This is a genomic window from Actinoplanes flavus (genome assembly GCF_017592555.1).
In the GTDB taxonomy this organism is placed as follows: Bacteria; Actinomycetota; Actinomycetes; order Mycobacteriales; family Micromonosporaceae; genus Actinoplanes; species Actinoplanes flavus.
The window spans coordinates 54665-69881 of record NZ_JAGFNS010000019.1 but is presented as its reverse complement, the minus strand read 5'-3'; the positions used below and the strand labels follow the sequence as shown (position 1 = coordinate 69881).

At 71.0% G+C, this 15217-nt stretch carries 13 protein-coding genes; 1 reads left to right on the top strand and 12 read right to left on the bottom strand.

The annotated features are described in order from the left end of the window. Positions 1-213 precede the first annotated feature (213 nt). Positions 214-1458, top strand: coding sequence for an AfsR/SARP family transcriptional regulator (locus J5X75_RS27005; RefSeq protein ID WP_208470310.1), 1245 nt, complete (start codon positions 214-216; stop codon positions 1456-1458). 3 nt (positions 1459-1461) lie between these two features. Here the strand turns inward: J5X75_RS27005 and J5X75_RS27000 are convergent, their stop codons facing one another. The 12 genes from J5X75_RS27000 to J5X75_RS26940 form a co-directional block, all read right to left on the bottom strand. After that, entirely contained in the window at positions 1462-2418 is a 957-nt protein-coding gene (locus tag J5X75_RS27000; protein WP_307798278.1) for an ABC transporter substrate-binding protein, read from the bottom strand. After that, positions 2415-3017 carry a GTP-binding protein gene (locus tag J5X75_RS26995; RefSeq protein ID WP_208470309.1) on the bottom strand — a complete coding sequence of 201 codons (603 nt, stop codon included), beginning with the start codon at positions 3015-3017 and terminating at the stop codon, positions 2415-2417. The genes J5X75_RS27000 and J5X75_RS26995 overlap by 4 nt, the downstream gene beginning before the upstream one ends. After that, a complete protein-coding gene (locus J5X75_RS26990; RefSeq protein WP_307798290.1) occupies positions 3001-3330 on the bottom strand; it encodes a DUF742 domain-containing protein in 330 nt (109 codons plus the stop codon). Before J5X75_RS26990 ends, J5X75_RS26995 begins: the two co-directional genes overlap by 17 nt. Before the next feature lie 71 nt (positions 3331-3401). After that, the gene (locus J5X75_RS26985) at positions 3402-3827 is read right to left on the bottom strand and encodes a roadblock/LC7 domain-containing protein (RefSeq protein WP_208470307.1); all 426 of its coding nucleotides are present in this window, start codon (positions 3825-3827) and stop codon (positions 3402-3404) included. 128 nt (positions 3828-3955) lie between these two features. Continuing rightward, positions 3956-6187 carry a sensor histidine kinase gene (locus J5X75_RS26980; protein ID WP_443607287.1) on the bottom strand — a complete coding sequence of 744 codons (2232 nt, stop codon included), beginning with the start codon at positions 6185-6187 and terminating at the stop codon, positions 3956-3958. A 390-nt stretch (positions 6188-6577) separates the two neighbouring features. Next, complete coding sequence (locus tag J5X75_RS26975) at positions 6578-7045, bottom strand: sarcosine oxidase subunit gamma (protein WP_208470305.1); 468 nt, start codon at positions 7043-7045, stop codon at positions 6578-6580. After that, positions 7038-9770 carry a 2Fe-2S iron-sulfur cluster-binding protein gene (locus J5X75_RS44635; protein ID WP_238489436.1) on the bottom strand — a complete coding sequence of 911 codons (2733 nt, stop codon included), beginning with the start codon at positions 9768-9770 and terminating at the stop codon, positions 7038-7040. The genes J5X75_RS26975 and J5X75_RS44635 overlap by 8 nt, the downstream gene beginning before the upstream one ends. After that, the gene (locus J5X75_RS26960; protein WP_208470304.1) at positions 9767-10009 is read right to left on the bottom strand and encodes a sarcosine oxidase subunit delta; all 243 of its coding nucleotides are present in this window, start codon (positions 10007-10009) and stop codon (positions 9767-9769) included. The genes J5X75_RS44635 and J5X75_RS26960 overlap by 4 nt, the downstream gene beginning before the upstream one ends. A gap of 25 nt (positions 10010-10034) precedes the next feature. Continuing rightward, on the bottom strand, positions 10035-11252 hold the full coding sequence (locus J5X75_RS26955; protein ID WP_307798277.1) for a sarcosine oxidase subunit beta family protein: 1218 nt from the start codon (positions 11250-11252) through the stop codon (positions 10035-10037). Next, a complete protein-coding gene (locus J5X75_RS26950) occupies positions 11237-12199 on the bottom strand; it encodes an ABC transporter substrate-binding protein (RefSeq protein ID WP_208470302.1) in 963 nt (320 codons plus the stop codon). Before J5X75_RS26950 ends, J5X75_RS26955 begins: the two co-directional genes overlap by 16 nt. Before the next feature lie 3 nt (positions 12200-12202). Further along, complete coding sequence (locus J5X75_RS26945; protein WP_208470301.1) at positions 12203-14170, bottom strand: ABC transporter permease; 1968 nt, start codon at positions 14168-14170, stop codon at positions 12203-12205. Further along, positions 14170-15207: a quaternary amine ABC transporter ATP-binding protein gene (locus J5X75_RS26940; RefSeq protein WP_208470300.1), complete on the bottom strand. Its 1038-nt coding sequence runs from the start codon at positions 15205-15207 to the stop codon at positions 14170-14172. Before J5X75_RS26940 ends, J5X75_RS26945 begins: the two co-directional genes overlap by 1 nt. Positions 15208-15217 lie beyond the last annotated feature (10 nt).

The following is a 15217-nucleotide window of genomic DNA, read 5'->3' as shown; positions in this document are numbered from 1 at the left end:
GGGTCCGTGATTCCGTAGATTCGGCTCATCCGGTCGCGTCCTCTCCGTGCCGAAACCCGCGCCAGAAATCGATCAACGCCGTCAGTTCCGGTCACCGACTCATAGGAAATCCGAAGGATGCTTCCCGCAAAAGGCTCCGGGCGCTTCCCGATCGCTTCCGAAACGCTTCCGGACCTCGCCGTGCTCGGGCCCGCCGAATTGACCGTCGGGGGTGTGCCGTGGCGACTGTCGCCCCGGTCGATCGCCGTCCTGCTGCGGCTCGCCGTGGACGCGGGGGAGTTCGTGCCGGTGGACCGGATCTACCGGGACGTGTGGAGGGACGCCCGTAACCGGGTCGATCGCCACGAGCGCACGCAGGTGCAGAAGGCGGTCAACGAGATCCGCCGGGCCGGCGCCAACCTGGTCGAGACGTACCGGCTCGGCCGTACCGCGTCGTACCGGTGGGGATTGGCGCCGGACCGGATCGACTTCCTGCGATACCGCGACCTGGTCGGCCGGGCGCGCCGCTCGGACGCGGCGATGGCGGTGGACCTGCTCCGTGAGGCGTCGGCGCTGTGGCGGGGCGGCCCGCTGCCGGAGGTGTCGCACCTGCCCTTCGCGAAGCCGGTCATCGACGGCCTGTGTGACCTCCGTGCCGCCGCGGACCGTGATCTCCTCCAGGCGTGCGTGGACATCGGCCGGTACGAGGAGGCGCTGGGCCTCGCCGAGCGCCTGGTCACCGAACACCCCGGAGACGACGGGCTGTCCCTGGTGGTCGCCGATCTCCGGCGCCGGCTGCGGTCCGGCCGGCGGGATCTGCTGCGCCGTACGTTGCACGGCGCGCAGCCGTCGACGGTCTCGGTGGTGGTCGGCGACCTCCTCGCGGAGGACGACGCGCATCTGGTGATCGGGTTCACCGACACCTTCGACACCGACGCCCGCCAGGATGTCGTGATCAGCGGCGGATCGTTGCAGGCGGAGGCGGCCCGGCGGTTCTTCGGCGACGACCGGGGACTGCTGGACCGGCGGTTGCGGAACGCGCTGGCGGAGGTGCAGCCGGAGGGGCGCGAGACGCGGGCGGCCAAACGCCGGGGCAAGCTGATCAGATACCCGGTCGGCACCGTGGCGGTGCTGAGGGCCGGCGGCCGGCTGCTGTTCGCCGTGGCGTACAGCAGGATGGGCAATGACCTGGTCGCCCGTTCCTCCGAACAGGACGTCGCGGTCAGCCTGGAGCGGCTGTGGGACGCCGTCTACCTGCACGGGCAGCTGAGGCCGGTCGCCGTGCCGCTGATCGGCGCGGGGCTGTCCCGGATCTCCTCGGCCACGCCGGACCAGCTGATCATGACGCTGGCCGGCTCGTTCGCCGTCCGGAACCGGGCCGCCCGGATCAGCCCCGAGCTGCGGATCGTGCTGCGCCCGGAGGACGTGCCCAGGATCGACCTCGGAAGACTGGCCCGGTTCCTCGACGGCGAGGGGTGAGGGTCAGGGCAGCCACTTCTCCCAGACGGCGCGGTTCGCGTCGGCCCACCGGCGGGCCGCGTCCTCGGCGGACAGGCCGTTCTGGGTCATGTCCTTGGCGACCTTGTTCTGGTCGTCGTTGGTCCACTTCCAGTTCTTCAGGAAGGTGGCGGCCGGGCTGCCCGAGTCGACGAACCTCTTCCGGGCGATCTTGTCGAGGTCGTACGGCTGGTAGTCGCAGGCCACCGTCTCCGGGTCGGCGTCGCAGCCGGGCGTGTAGTTGGGCAGCGGAATCCGTACCAGTTTGATGTCCGACAGCAGCCACTGCGGCTCGTAGAAGTAGCCGAGCAGCGGCGTCCGGTTGGCCTGCGCCCTGCGGAACGCGGCGATGAGTTTGTCCTCGCTGCCCGCGTACACCACGGTGTAGTCGAGTTTGAGGTTCTCGATCAGCTTGTCGTCGTTGGTGACGAAGGACGGGTCGCCGGCCAGGAACTGGCCCTTCTCACCGGAGGCCTTGGTCTTGAAGAGGTCGGCGTAGCCGTTGAGCTTGCGCCAGTTCGTGATGTCCGGGTAGGTCTTGGCCATCCACGGTGGCACGTACCAGCCGATGACGCCCTTGTTGCCGGTGAGCCCGAGCTCCACGGCGACCTTTTGGCCGTCGATGTACTTCTTCTTCAGGTCGTCGTGGCCCCAGTTCTCCAGGATCACGTCGATGCTGCCGTCGACCAGGCCGGCCCACGAGGCGGTCTCGCTCAGCTCCACGGTGCCGACCTTGCAGTTCAGCTCCTCCTCGAGCAGATAGCTGACCACGGCGACGTTGGCGGAGTACCCGGACCAGGGGTTGACCGCGATGTTCACGCTGCCGCAGCCGACCGGGTCGGGCACGCCGGGCGGCGGCGCGATGGCCGCCTCGGTGCCGGAGCAGCCGGCCAGCGCGGCGATGCCGATGACGGCGACGAGCCGGGAGAGTGCGCGCCTCACCGGATCGACCCCGCCCGCTCCCGGCCCGCCCGTTTGGCGAGAACCTCCTCGGTGAGCGCCACCAGGACGCTCTTCACCGACTCGCGGTCGCGCGCGTCGCACTCCACCAGGGGTACGCCCTCGCCGACTCCGAGCGCGTCGCGGACCTCGGCGAGCTGGAAGCGCTGGGCGCCGGTGAACCGGTTGACGCCGATGATGAACGGGATCTCGTGCTCCTCGAAGTAGTCGATGGCCGGGAACGAGTCCTCGATCCGCCGGGTGTCGACCAGCACGATCGAGCCGAGCGCCCCGTCGACCAGGTCGTCCCAGAGGAACGCGAACCGGTCCTGCCCGGGGGTGCCGAACAGGTAGAGCAGCAGCGCGTCGTCCAGGGTGATTCGGCCGAAGTCGAGGGCGACGGTGGTGGTGGTCTTGCCGGACACCGCGGAGGTGTCGTCGATGCCGATCGACCTCTCGGTCATCTCGGCCTCGGTGACCAGCGGCTCGATCTCGGAGATGGCCCCCACGAAGGTGGTCTTCCCGACGCCGAAGCCGCCGCTGATGACGATCTTGACAGCGATGGGGTGCGCTGTCGACGGCTCCCTAGAGCGCCCGGACACGGTCCCTGATCCTTTCGATCAAACTGGTGGAGAGCTCGCCGGGCTGATCCTCGACGGAGAGGTAGCCCTGCGTGATCAGGTCGGCCACGATGACGCGGACGACGCCGAGCGGCGCGCGCAGCGCCACCGACAGGTCGGCGACCGACATCGGCGCCTGTGCGAGTTCGACGATGCGCCGGGACTCGAAGCGCAGCGGCGCCGACAGCGCGGCCGGTGCCGCGTGCAGCAGTGTCTCGATCCGGATTCCGTCGTGCAGTGGCTCGGTACGCCCACCGGTCAGCATGAACGGGCGGATCACCGGATCCTCGTCCATGCCGCCCGAGTGCAGCCCGTACCCGTCGGACGGCCGATGGGAACCGGCGTACGGAATCTCCGACGACTCGCTCATCGCGGTAGGTGTTGCCGGGACTCTGCGATCAGGGCCGGGGTGAGCAGATCGCCGAAGCGGTCGGCGAGCAGTGAGATCTCGTAGCCGACCAGGCCCAGATCGCAATCACTGCCGGCCACCACGCCGAGGACGCTGCCGCCGCTGATGACCGAGACCAGCAGGAAGCCCCGGTGCATCTCGATCATGATGAGTTTGAGGCCGTCGAAGTCGTACCGGCGGGAGGCGCTGCGGGCCAGGCTGGCCAGGCTGGAGACGATGGCGGCCAGCTGGTCCGCCTCGGCCCGGTTCAGCCCGTCCGACCCGGCGATCAGCAACCCGTCGGAGGACACCGCCACGGCGTCGCGCACGCCGTCCGTCTGGTGGACGAAGTTGCCGAGCAGCCAATTGAATTGGTGCCGGTCCGCCGAGGTGTCAACGCTCATCATTCTTCTTTCCAGGTTGCTGCCGAGGGGCCATTTCTGAGTACTCGTCATTGAGGGTTGTCCGCGACCGACATTGAGCCGCGGGTCGCGGGAGGTTGGCAGCTGGTCTCCACCGTCGCGAACAACTCTCACTTAAGCCCCGCCTTTTCGGCGTTGCCGCGCTGGATGCCGCCGCGCAGGGCATTGAGCCGGTCCCGGACCGCCTCCGGCGAATCGGCGACCGGCGCCGGCTTCTCGGCCGGAGCGGTGACCGTCTCGGCCGGGCGCGAAGAGTTGCGCTGCGTGCGGGGGATGCGCTTCTTCAGGCCATTCGCGGTACGGGGTGCGCCGTCGACCGCGGCGGTTTCGTCCTGCACCACCACGTACTCGATGGCGGTGGACCGCAGGGGCCGTGTGCCGTTCGCGACGGGTGCCGGCTCCAGCCGCAGCGGTGCGGTCGGCGCCGGTGGCTCGACGGTGGCGGTGACCTGCCGCGGGATCGGAGTGATCTTGCGGGCCGGCGCGGGTGGCCGGGGCGCGGCGCCGACCGTGTGCGGGTCGGACAGGATCTCGGCGGGCAGCGTGATCCGTGCCGTCACACCGGTCACCGGCGACGGCGTGAGCTGGACGTCGATGCCCATCTGGAGGGCCAGCCGGCCGACCACGTAGTGCCCCAGGAACCGGGCCGGGGCGGTGATGAAGTCGCCCCGGCCGCGCAGCCGCTCGTTGGCCTGGGCCAGGTCCGCCGGGGTCATGCCGATGCCCTGGTCGGTGATGGCGATCAGGTAGCCGTCGCCCATCCGGCGGCCGTGGATCTCCACGTCCACGTCCGGCGGGGAGAAGGCCAGACCGTTCTCGATGAGCTCGGCCAGCATGTGCGCGATGCCGCTGACCGTGGAGCCGGCGACCATGGTGTCGTCGACCCGGCGCAGGGTGACCCGGCGGTACTCCTCGACCTCGGAGACCGCGGCCCGGATCACGTCGGAGACCTGCAACGGCTCGGAGAGCTGCCGGGGGCTGGCCGCGCCGACCAGGACCAGCAGGCTCTCCGCGTTCCGGCGCATGCGGGTGGCCAGGTGGTCCAGCTCGAACAGGTTGGCCAGGCCGGCCGGGCTGGACTCCTCCCGCTCCAGCTTGGTGATGAAGCCGAGCTGGCGGCGCAGCAGGTTCTGGTTGCGCCGGCCCAGGTTGGCCAGCGATTCGGCGGTGGTGCGCCGCAGCATCGCCTGTTCGGTGGCGAGCGCGTAGGCGGTGGCCTGCACCCGGTCGAAGGCGTCGGCCACCAGGCGGACCTCGGTGCTGGCGCCGCGCGGCACGAGCACCGGGGGCGGGGGAGCGGTGCTGTCGCCGGCCGCCGCCTGCTGGACCGCCTCCGGCAGCTGTGCGCTGGCCAGCAGGTTCGCCTCGGAGGCCAGGACGGCCAGCGGGCGGGCCACCGACCGGGACGCGACGGTGGCGAGCCAGACGGAGCCGGCCAGGCAGAGCAGCACCGCGCCGAGCAGCACGCCCATGCGTACGGTCGCGTCGTCCTCGAGGGTGGCGGCGCGCGCCGTGATGACCGACCCGATGTGCTGTTCCAGCTGGAGCATGTCGTCGAGCACCGTGGTGTGCGCGGACCACCAGGACTGCGGGTTGACCTGGAGGTACCGGTTGTCACCGGACTGGAGGGCGACCTGCTCGAAGTAGGCGGCCTCGCGGGCGGCGCCGGTGTCGAACACGTAGTCGCGGGCGCCGCGCTCGGTGCTGTTGGCGTACCGGTCGAAGGCGGCGAGCGCGGCGTCCTTGCTGGACCGCATGGTGACGAACTGGAGGAACTCGCCGGACTTGAAGCCGCTGGCGGAGAAGACACCGTTGAGGAAGGCGCGCTCCTGGGCGATCGCCTCCTTGATGTCGCCGAGCGCCTCCAGCGCGGCCGCGCCGCGGCGCAGCTCCGGGTCGCTGGTGCCGTCCAGGTCGAAGTCGAGGTTGCCGAGGTCGGCGATCCGGGCGGTGTAGAAGGAGAAGGTGGCGGCCCGCTCACCGGAGCCGGTGTCGGTGCCGGCCCGTACGCCGGTCAGCCCGTCCAGCTGCTGGAGCGCCGCGCCGACCCGGTCCTCCACGTCGCCGCCGTCGGCGATCAGCACCTCCAGCTGGTCGCGCCGCAGGTCGACCGCGTCGCGGGCGGGCAGCAGCTCGGCGCGGAAGCCGTCGTTGCCGCCGAGCAGGCCGGCGGTCAGGCCACGTTCGGTCTGGAGGTCCTGGACCAGCTCCTGGACGGCGAGGTCGATGGTGACGGCGCGGGCGGTGTCCGAGGCGGTGCGGTAGTTGCCGACCTCGCCGACGGCCACGATGGTGAGCAGCACCAGGGTGGTGGCCACCGGCAGGGCGAGGGTACGCACCACGCGCCGGCGGATCGTCCCACCGGCGCGTCGTGATCGCGCTCTCTCGTCGCCGGGGTGGCTGCTGGGGGCCGGCGCGTTCCCGCCCGGCTCGGACTGCTCGGCGCCCTCAGCATGGACGGACAAGCGATCAGCTCCTTTGTCGACCGCCGGCTCGGCTCGCTCACGGCCGGCGTACACGTCGATTCATTGCGGTCGATCCGCAAAGTTTGTTACGTGAAGCGGGGGGTGGCGCCAGGGAATCGCGGTCGCCGGTAATGGAACTGATCTTCGGGGACCGCCGGAACAGAATCGTCTCTTCGTCCTTGATGGTCAACAGTGCGAGCCGAAATTTACGATGGTGCAACGTCGAATAGCATTGTTGCGATTACTCATCGTGAGATGGGAGCGTTATCAGTCACCCGCTGTGAATTCCTGTGCGGCGTCGACGATCCAGTCGGCCAGATGCGCCGCGAAGGACGACCGCACCAAAATCCAGAACTCCGTCTCCCGCCGCCAGATGATCACCGGCGCGTGCGCCAACGTCGTCTGTGCACAGTCGCCGACCCGGAAGACACGCGGGTGAAGGTCGATCGCGCAGCCCATCGCCAACAGGTCGAGCACCCGGGAGCCGCCCACGGCCACGGTGGTGCGCTGAGCCGAGACGTCCACCGCCGCTCCGACGGCGGACGCCGACGACCCGACGACCAGCCATTCGTCCGGGCCGAGCTGGAGAACGTTCACATCACCGGACGGACGGGTCCGTACGTTGAGCTGGGTCAGGAACGGCACCTCGGCCACGGTGACCGCGCCGCCGGTCGCGGCCGCCACCGCCGCCAGCCGGTCCGCGGCGCCGCCCAGAGGGGAATTCCGCTCAGCCATCTCGCCGGGTTCCTTCCGGGTCGTAGAGCACCGAACCGGTGACCGTCACCGGTGTCACGCCGTCGTCGAGGGTGGCCCACAGCGTCTGTCCGATCAGGTCACGGCCGCCGCGCACCAGGGCCAGCGCGAAGGTCCGGCCCAGCGCCGCGCTGTGGTACGACGACGTCACGTGCCCCAGGGCGGCCGTCTCGTCCGGCCCGGTGAGCAGGTGCGAGCCCTCCGGCAGCAGCGATCCGGCGTCCGGCAGCAGCCCGACCAGCTGCTTGCGGTCCGGGCGCGCGGTGTCCGTACGGGAAAAGGATCTGCGGCCGATGAAATCGGCCTTCTTGCGCGAGACCGCCCAGCCCAGCCCCAGATCGTGCGGGGTGACCGTGCCGTCGGTGTCCTGCCCGATGATCGGGTAGCCCTTCTCGGCGCGCAGCACGTGCATGGTCTCGGTGCCGTAGGGCGTGATGCCGAACGGCGCGCCGGCCGCCAGCAGCGCCTCCCACAGCGCGACGGCGTCCCACCAGCTCACGTTGATCTCGTAGGCCAGTTCGCCGGAGAAGCTGATCCGGCAGACCCGCGCGGTGCGGCCGGCCACCTCGGCGTCCCGCCACGTCATGAACGGGAAACCGGCACGGCTCACGTCGAGGGCGGGCGCCAGCGTGGCGAGAACCCGGCGGGAGTCCGGTCCGACCAGCGCCACGGTGGCCCACTGCTCGGTGACCGAGGTGCAGTGCACGCGCAGTTCCGGCCACTCGGTCTGGAGCCACTCCTCCATCCAGTCCAGGACCGCGGCGGCGTTGCCGGTCGTGGTGGTGACCAGGAAACGGTCCTCGGCCAGGCGGATCACGGTGCCGTCGTCGAACACCATGCCGTCCGGGCGGCACATCACGCCGTACCGGATCGCGCCCGGCGCCAGCGTGCTGATCATGTTGGTGTACAGGCGATCCAGGAACACCGCGGCGTCCGGCCCGCGCACGTCGATCTTGCCGAGAGTGGAGGCGTCCATCATCGCGACGCCCTCCCGGGCCGCCCAGCACTCGCGCAGCACGGCGGCGGCCATGTCCTCGCCCTCGCGCGGGTAGTACCACGGCCGCTTCCACTGGCCGACGTTCTCGAAGCGGGCGCCGTTCGCCTCGTGCCAGGCGTGCAGGGCGGTCACCCGGACCGGATCGAAACGCATGCCCCGGTTCCGGCCGGCCAGCGCCGCGAAGCTCACCGGCGTGAACGGCGGCCGGAACGTCGTGACACCCAGCGCGCCGACTTCCACGCCGAGCAGTTCCGCGATCACCCCGCTGGTCAGCGCCCCGGACGTCTTGCCCTGGTCGTGCGCGGTCCCGGCGGTGGTGTAGCGCTTCACGTGCTCGGCCGAGCGCATCCCGGTGCCGGTGGCCCGGGTAAGGTCGGCCACCGTCACGTCACGCTGGAGATCCACGAACGCGGTGGCCGGATCCCCGCCGGGCAGCGTCCAGACGGCCAGCGGCGGCCTGCCCTCCGGGTCGCTGACCTCCGGCAGGACGATCGCGCCGGCTTCGAGACCGGCGGCCTCGGCGGCGCGCCTCCCGGCCGCGGCTCCCTCGGCGAGACAAACCCCCAGGGTGTACGAACCCGCGGCGGCCCCGGCGACCTCCAGTGCCTGCCGGCAGTTCCCGTCCGGACGGAAGGCGGCCAGCCCGGGGTCGTGGACGAGCCGCCCACCGGCCTGGCTGTAGAGCGCGCCCACCGGATTCCAGCCACCGGACACCAGCAGCAGATCCGCCTCCAGACGGCGCTCGATGCCGTCCGGGGTCCGCAGCGTCACCGCCTCGACCCGCTCGGTCCCGGCCACCCCGGTGATCGCCCAGCCGTCCCGCAGATCGGCGATCGCGGCGATCTCCACGCCGGCGGCGGCCAGATCCCGGGCCGCGTCGTGCGCGCTGTCGTTGCCGGTCAGCACTACGGCACGGCGGCCGGGCAGCACGCCGTACCGGTTGACGTAGGTGCGCGCCGAACCGGCCAGCATGACGCCCGGCCGGTCGTTGCCGGCGAACGCCACCGACCGCTCGTGCGCCCCGGTGGCGAGAACGACCCGGCGCGCCCGGATCCGCCACACCCGCTCCCGGGCCCGGTGCTCCGGCAGCCCCGGCCGCCGCTGCACCGCCACCACGTAGTTGTCGTCGTAGTAGCCGACCGCCGTGGTCCGGGTCAGCAGCCGCACCTCGGGGGCGGCCGCCAACTCGGCGGCCACCCGGTCCACCCAGTCCAGGTGCTCACCGGTGCCGAGCAGGCTGCCGCCCGCCCGGATCTGGTCGTCGACGACGACGACCCGGGCGCCTGACGACGCGGCCACCGCGGCGGCCGCCAGCCCGGCCGGTCCGGCGCCGATGACCAGGACGTCGCAGTGCGCGTACATCCCGTCGTACCGGCCCGGGTCGGGATCCGCCGCGAGCCGGCCCCGGCCGCGCAGGCCGCGCGCCACGAGCCCGTCGTACAGCTCCACGGTGGTCGCCGTCAGCATCGGCTCCGGGAACGGCTCCTCGATCTGGACCAGGGCGTTCGGCTCCTCCACCCCGGCCGCGAAGATCCCGCGCGGTCGCCCGGTCCGGATCCCCGACGAGACCCGGTGGACCCCGTTGGCGAGCAGCGCCGACGCGAGCGTGTCACCGGGATGCCCCTCGTACTCCCGGCCGTCGAACAGGAAGGCCAGCGCGCGGCCCCGGTCCACGAGCCCACCCGCCTCGGTACGGAACGCCTGGCTCATCTCAGTACCTCGTTCGTCACGGTGTCGCGGACCAGGCTGAACCAGCGGCGGCAGCCGGCGCTGTGGCTCCACCGCTCGCGGAACGGGCCCTTCGGGTTGTCGCGGAAGAACAGGTACCGCGCCCACTCCTCGTCGGAGAGCGCGTCCGGGTCGGCCGGATAGGCCACCCCGGCCTGCCCGCCGTAGTGGAACTCGGACTCGTCACGGGGCCCGCACCAGGGGCAGGGGATGAGCATCATGGTGGTTCCTCGCAGCTCCAGTGGCTCAGTGGGCGACCGCGGCGGCGCCGTGCTCGTCGACGAGCGCCCCGGTGACGAAGCGCTCCAGGCTGAACGGGGCGTTCAGCGGATGGGGTTCGCCGTGTGCCACGGTGTGCGCGTAGCACCAGCCCACCCCGGGAGTGGCCTTGAACCCGCCGGTGCCCCACCCGCAGTTGAGGAAGAGGCCGTCCACCGGGGAAAGTCCGACGATCGGCGAGGCGTCCGGGGTGACGTCCACGATCCCGCCCCAGGTCCGCAGCACGTGCGCCCGGGCGAAGGCCGGGAACAGCTCCAGCGCGGCCGCCATCTGCCGCTCGATGATGTGGAAGGCGCCGCGCTGCCCGTACCCGTTCCAGGTGTCGATGCCGGCGCCCATCACCAGCTCGCCCTTGTGCGCCTGGCTCACATAGACGTGTACGGCGTTCGACATGACCACCGTCGGGTGCACCGGCTCCAGCAGCTCGGAGACGAGTGCCTGCAACGGGTGGCTCTGCAACGGCAGGTCGATCCCGGCCATCTTCGCCACCACCGAGGTGTGCCCGGCCGCGCTGAGCGCCACCCGGCCCGCCGCGATGGTGCCGCGGGTGGTGTGCACCCCGGTGACCCGGCCGCCGCTGATTCGCAGGCCGGTCACCTCGCAGTCCTGGATGAGATCCACCCCGAGGGCGTCGGCGGCCCGCGCGTACGCCCAGGCCACGTGGTCGTGCTTGGCGATGCCGGCGCGCGGCTGGTAGGTGGCGCCGTGCACGGGGTAGCGCACGTCCGGCGAGATGTCGATGATCGGGCAGATCTCGCGGACCTGCGCGGGATCGAGCCACTCGGCGTCGATGCCGTTGAGCCGGTTGGCGTGCACCCGGCGCACGCTGTCGCGGACGTCCTGGAGGCTGTGCGCCAGGTTGAGCACGCCCCGCTGGCTGAACAGGATCGGGTAGTCCAGCTCCTGTTCGAGGCCCTCCCACAGCTTGAGGGAGTGCTCGTAGATCCCGGCGCTCTCGTCCCACAGGTAGTTGGACCGGATGATGGTGGTGTTGCGGGCCATGTTGCCGCCCGCCAGCCACCCCTTCTCCAGCACCGCCACGTTGGTGATGCCGTGGTTCTTCGCCAGGTAGTAGGCGGTGGCCAGGCCGTGCCCGCCGCCGCCCACGACGATCACGTCGTAGGCGGCGGCCGGCTCCGGGTTACGCCACAGCCGTTCCGGGTGGTCGACTAGCCCGCCAGCCACGCCTTCACCTTGTCCGGGTTCGCCTCGACCCACTTCTTGGCCGCGTCGGCGGCGGACATCTTGTCCTGGGCGATGTACTTGGCGACCACGTTCTGGTCGTCGTTGGTCCAGCTGAAGTTCTTCACCAGCTGGTAGGCCGGGCCGTTGGCGTCGGCGAACTTCTTGCTGACGATCTTGTCGAGGTCGTACTCGGGGTAGTCACAGGCGACCTTCGCGGCATCCGCGTCACAACCCGCGGTGTACGCCGGAAGGCTCACCTTCTTCAGCGGCACCTCGGCCAGGAACCACTGCGGTTCGTAGAAGTAGCCGATCAGTGGCGTCTTCTTCGCCTCGGCCTGCCGGAACGCGGTGATCAGCGCGGTCTCGCTGCCCGCGTAGACCACCTTGTAGTCCAGCTTCAGGTTCTTCACCAGCGCCTCGTCGTTGGTGACGAACGACGGGTCGCCGTCGAGGAGCTGGCCCTTGTCGCCGGACTCCGAGGTCTTGAACTGGGACGCGTACTTGTTGAGGTTCTTGTGGTCGGTGATGTCCGGGTACTTCTCGGCCATCCACGGCGGCACGTACCAGCCGATGATGCCCTTGTTGCCGGTCGACCCGGCGGCCACCGCCACCTTCTGCTCGTCGATGTACTTCTTCTTGAGGTCGTCGTGGCCCCAGTTCTCGACGATCGCGTCCACCTCGCCGGTGGCGAAGCCCTGCCAGGAGATCTCCTCCTTGAGGTCCTTCTTCGTCACGGTGCAGCCGAGATCCTTCTCCGCGACGTACGCGATGACCGCGGCCGTGGCCTCGTAGCCGACCCACGGGTTGACGGCCAGGTTGAAGGTGCCGCAGGGGGCCGCCGCCGCGGCGGACCCGGGCGTGGTGGTCTCGCCGACCTTCTCGCCGCCGCAGGCGGTAAGGGTGAGCGCCGTGATCGTGGCGACTGCCGCGATACGCGTCGATTTCATGATTCAGTGACCTTTCCTGGTGTTCGAGGGGGACGAGGCGCGGGCGATGCGGTCGAGCATGATGCCGAGCAGCACGATGGCCGCCCCGGCCGCGAGGCCCTTGCCGTACAACTGGCTCTGGGAGAAGCCGGCGACCACGTCGTAGCCGAGCGCACCGGCTCCGACGAGACCACCGACCACCACCATCGACAGCACGTAGATGAGGCCCTGGTTGGCGGCGAGCGTCAGCGACCGCCGGGCCATCGGCAGCTGCACCTTGGTGATCAGCTGCCAGGTGCTGGACCCGGCGGCGGTGGCGGCCTCGACCGTGGTGGCCGGGATGCCGCGTACGCCGTCCGCGACGATCTTGATGGCGACCGGTGCGGCGAACACCACCGCCGCGACGATCGCGGTGAACCTGGTGGCCGCGAAGAGGGCCACGAACGGCACCAGGTAGACGAACGCCGGCATGGTCTGCCCGGCGTCCAGGACCGGGCGGATGATCCGGTCGACGTGGCGGTTACGGCCCATCCACACGCCGAGGACGATCCCGAGCGCCATCACCAGCAGCGTCGCCACGATCGTCATGGCCAGCGTGGTCATGGCGTCCTGCCACAGGCCGGTGCCGATCAGCAGCGCGAGGCAGGCGGCGGTGACGACCGCGGCGCGGACCCCGCCGATCAGCGCGGCGAGCAGTACGGCCACCGCCGCGACCAGCCACCACGGCGACTCGACCAGCAGCGCCTGGAGCGGGTTCAGCAGGGCGTAGGTGACCAGGTTCTTGACCGTGTCGGTGACGGCGAACAGGTGGTCCTGCGCCCACCCGGTCACCGTGTCGGCGCCGCGGGCGATCGGGCCGCCGATCCGGTACGTGTCCGGGAACTCGGCGGCCCACACGTACGTGTAGGACAGGTAGCAGCAGGCCGCGGCCAGGATCCCGAACAGCGCCACCAGCGGCCGCCGCAGCCGGGAGGCGGCCCCGGTCCGGCGGACCCGGTCCCCGGCGGCCGTGGTGACCCGGTCCAGCACGATGGCCAGCACCACGATCGCCAGGCCGGCGTTGAACGCGGTGCCCACGTCCAGCGTCTGCAGCGCCTTGACCACCGACTTGCCCAGGCCGGGCGCGTCGATCAGGGCCGCGATGGTCACCATCGACAGCGCCGCCATGATCGTCTGGTTGACGCCGAGCACGATGGTGCGCTTGGACAGCGGCAGCAGCACCTTGAACAGCTTCTGCCGGCCGGTGGCGCCCAGCGACTCGGTCGCCTCGACCGCCGACGGGTGCACCGAGCGGATGCCGTGCGCGGTCAGCCGGATGGCCGGCGGCATCGCGTAGATCAGCGTGGCGATCGTCGCCGACGCCGGCCCGATCAGGAACAGCAGGGTGAGCGGGGCCAGGTAGACGAAGGTCGGCATGGTCTGCATGAAGTCGAGCGCCGGCGTGATCAGCCGGTAAAACCGGTCGGACAGTCCCGCCCAGACACCCAGCGGGATGCCGGCGAGCAGCGAGATCGCCACCGCGGCCAGGGTCAGGGCCAGCGTGTCCATGCTCTCGGTCCACAGGCCCTGCAACCCGAGGAAGACGAACCCGCCGGCGGCCAGCAGCGCTACCCGCCCATTCCCGAAGACCCAGGAGACGTACGCGACGAGCGCCACCACGCCCAGCCAGCCCAGCACCGGCACCGGCCGCCCGAACGACGGTTGCGCGATCAGGTCCTGGAGCAACGTGACCAGGGCGTCGATGGCCGCCCGGATCTCGTTGAAGAAGTACAGGAACACCGGACTCGAGTTCCGGTCGGCGCCGACCGTGTCGTTGACGTCGTTGAGCCATCGGTGCAGCGGGGTCAGGTCGGCCGGGGACAGGCCGAGGGTGTGCATGCCGCGCGTCGGGATCCACAGCACCACCCAGGCCAGCAGCACCGCGGCCACCAGCACCGGCCGGCCGATCCGGCGGCCGGCGGACCGTGGCGCGGCGAGGGTCGTGGCGGCCATCAGACGCCGGCCTCCGCGCCGGTGACGACGGTCAGGATCTCCTCGCCGGTGACCACGCCGAGCAGTTCGCCGTCCCGGACCACCCGGACCGGTGCGCTCGCGGCGAGAACCGTCCGGACCGCGTCCCGGACGATCACGTCCGGGCCCAGCTCGGGGCCGTTCAGGTCGTCGTCCGGGCGCGGCTGCCGCATCACCCGGCGCAGCGTGAGCACGTGCGACTTCGGCACGTCCCGGACGAAGTCGCGGACGTAGTCGTCGGCCGGCGCGCCGACCAGCTCGTCGCCGGTGCCGCACTGCACGGCCGCGCCGTCCCGCATGATCAGGATCCGGTCGCCGAGCTTCAGCGCCTCGGACAGGTCGTGGGTGATGAACACCATCGTCTTGCCGACCTCGCGGTGCAGCCGGATGACCTCGTTCTGCATGTCCCGCCGGATCAGCGGGTCGAGCGCCGAGAACGGCTCGTCGAAATAGAGCACGTCCGGGTCGACGGCCAGCGCCCGGGCCAGGCCGACCCGCTGCTGCATGCCGCCGGACAGCTGGTCGGGGTAGCTGTGCTCGTACCCGTCCAGGCCGACCAGCTCGATCACCTCCCGGGCCCGGCGGTCGCGTTCGGCCCGGCCGGCGCCCCGGATCTCCAGCCCGTACGCCACGTTGTCGACGACCTGCCGGTAGGGGAGCAGCCCGAAGTTCTGGAAGACCATCGAGAACTTGTGCCGCCGCAGGTCGCGCAGCCGCTTGCGGCCGGCGTCCAGGATGTCCTCGCCCTCGAACACCACCTTGCCGGCGGTCGGTTCGACGAGCCGGGTCAGGCAGCGGACCAGCGTCGACTTGCCGGACCCGGACAGGCCCATGACCACGAACACCTCACCCGGCGCCACGTCGAACGACACCTCCCGGACCGCGGCCGTGCAGCCGGTCCGGTCGGCGAGCTCGCGCCGGGACAGCGCGGCCAGCTCGGCCGAGCGGGGCACCCGGTCCGCCTTGGGCCCGAACACCTTCCACAGGTCCCGGACCGAGATGACGGCCTCGGTGGTCATCACGAACTCC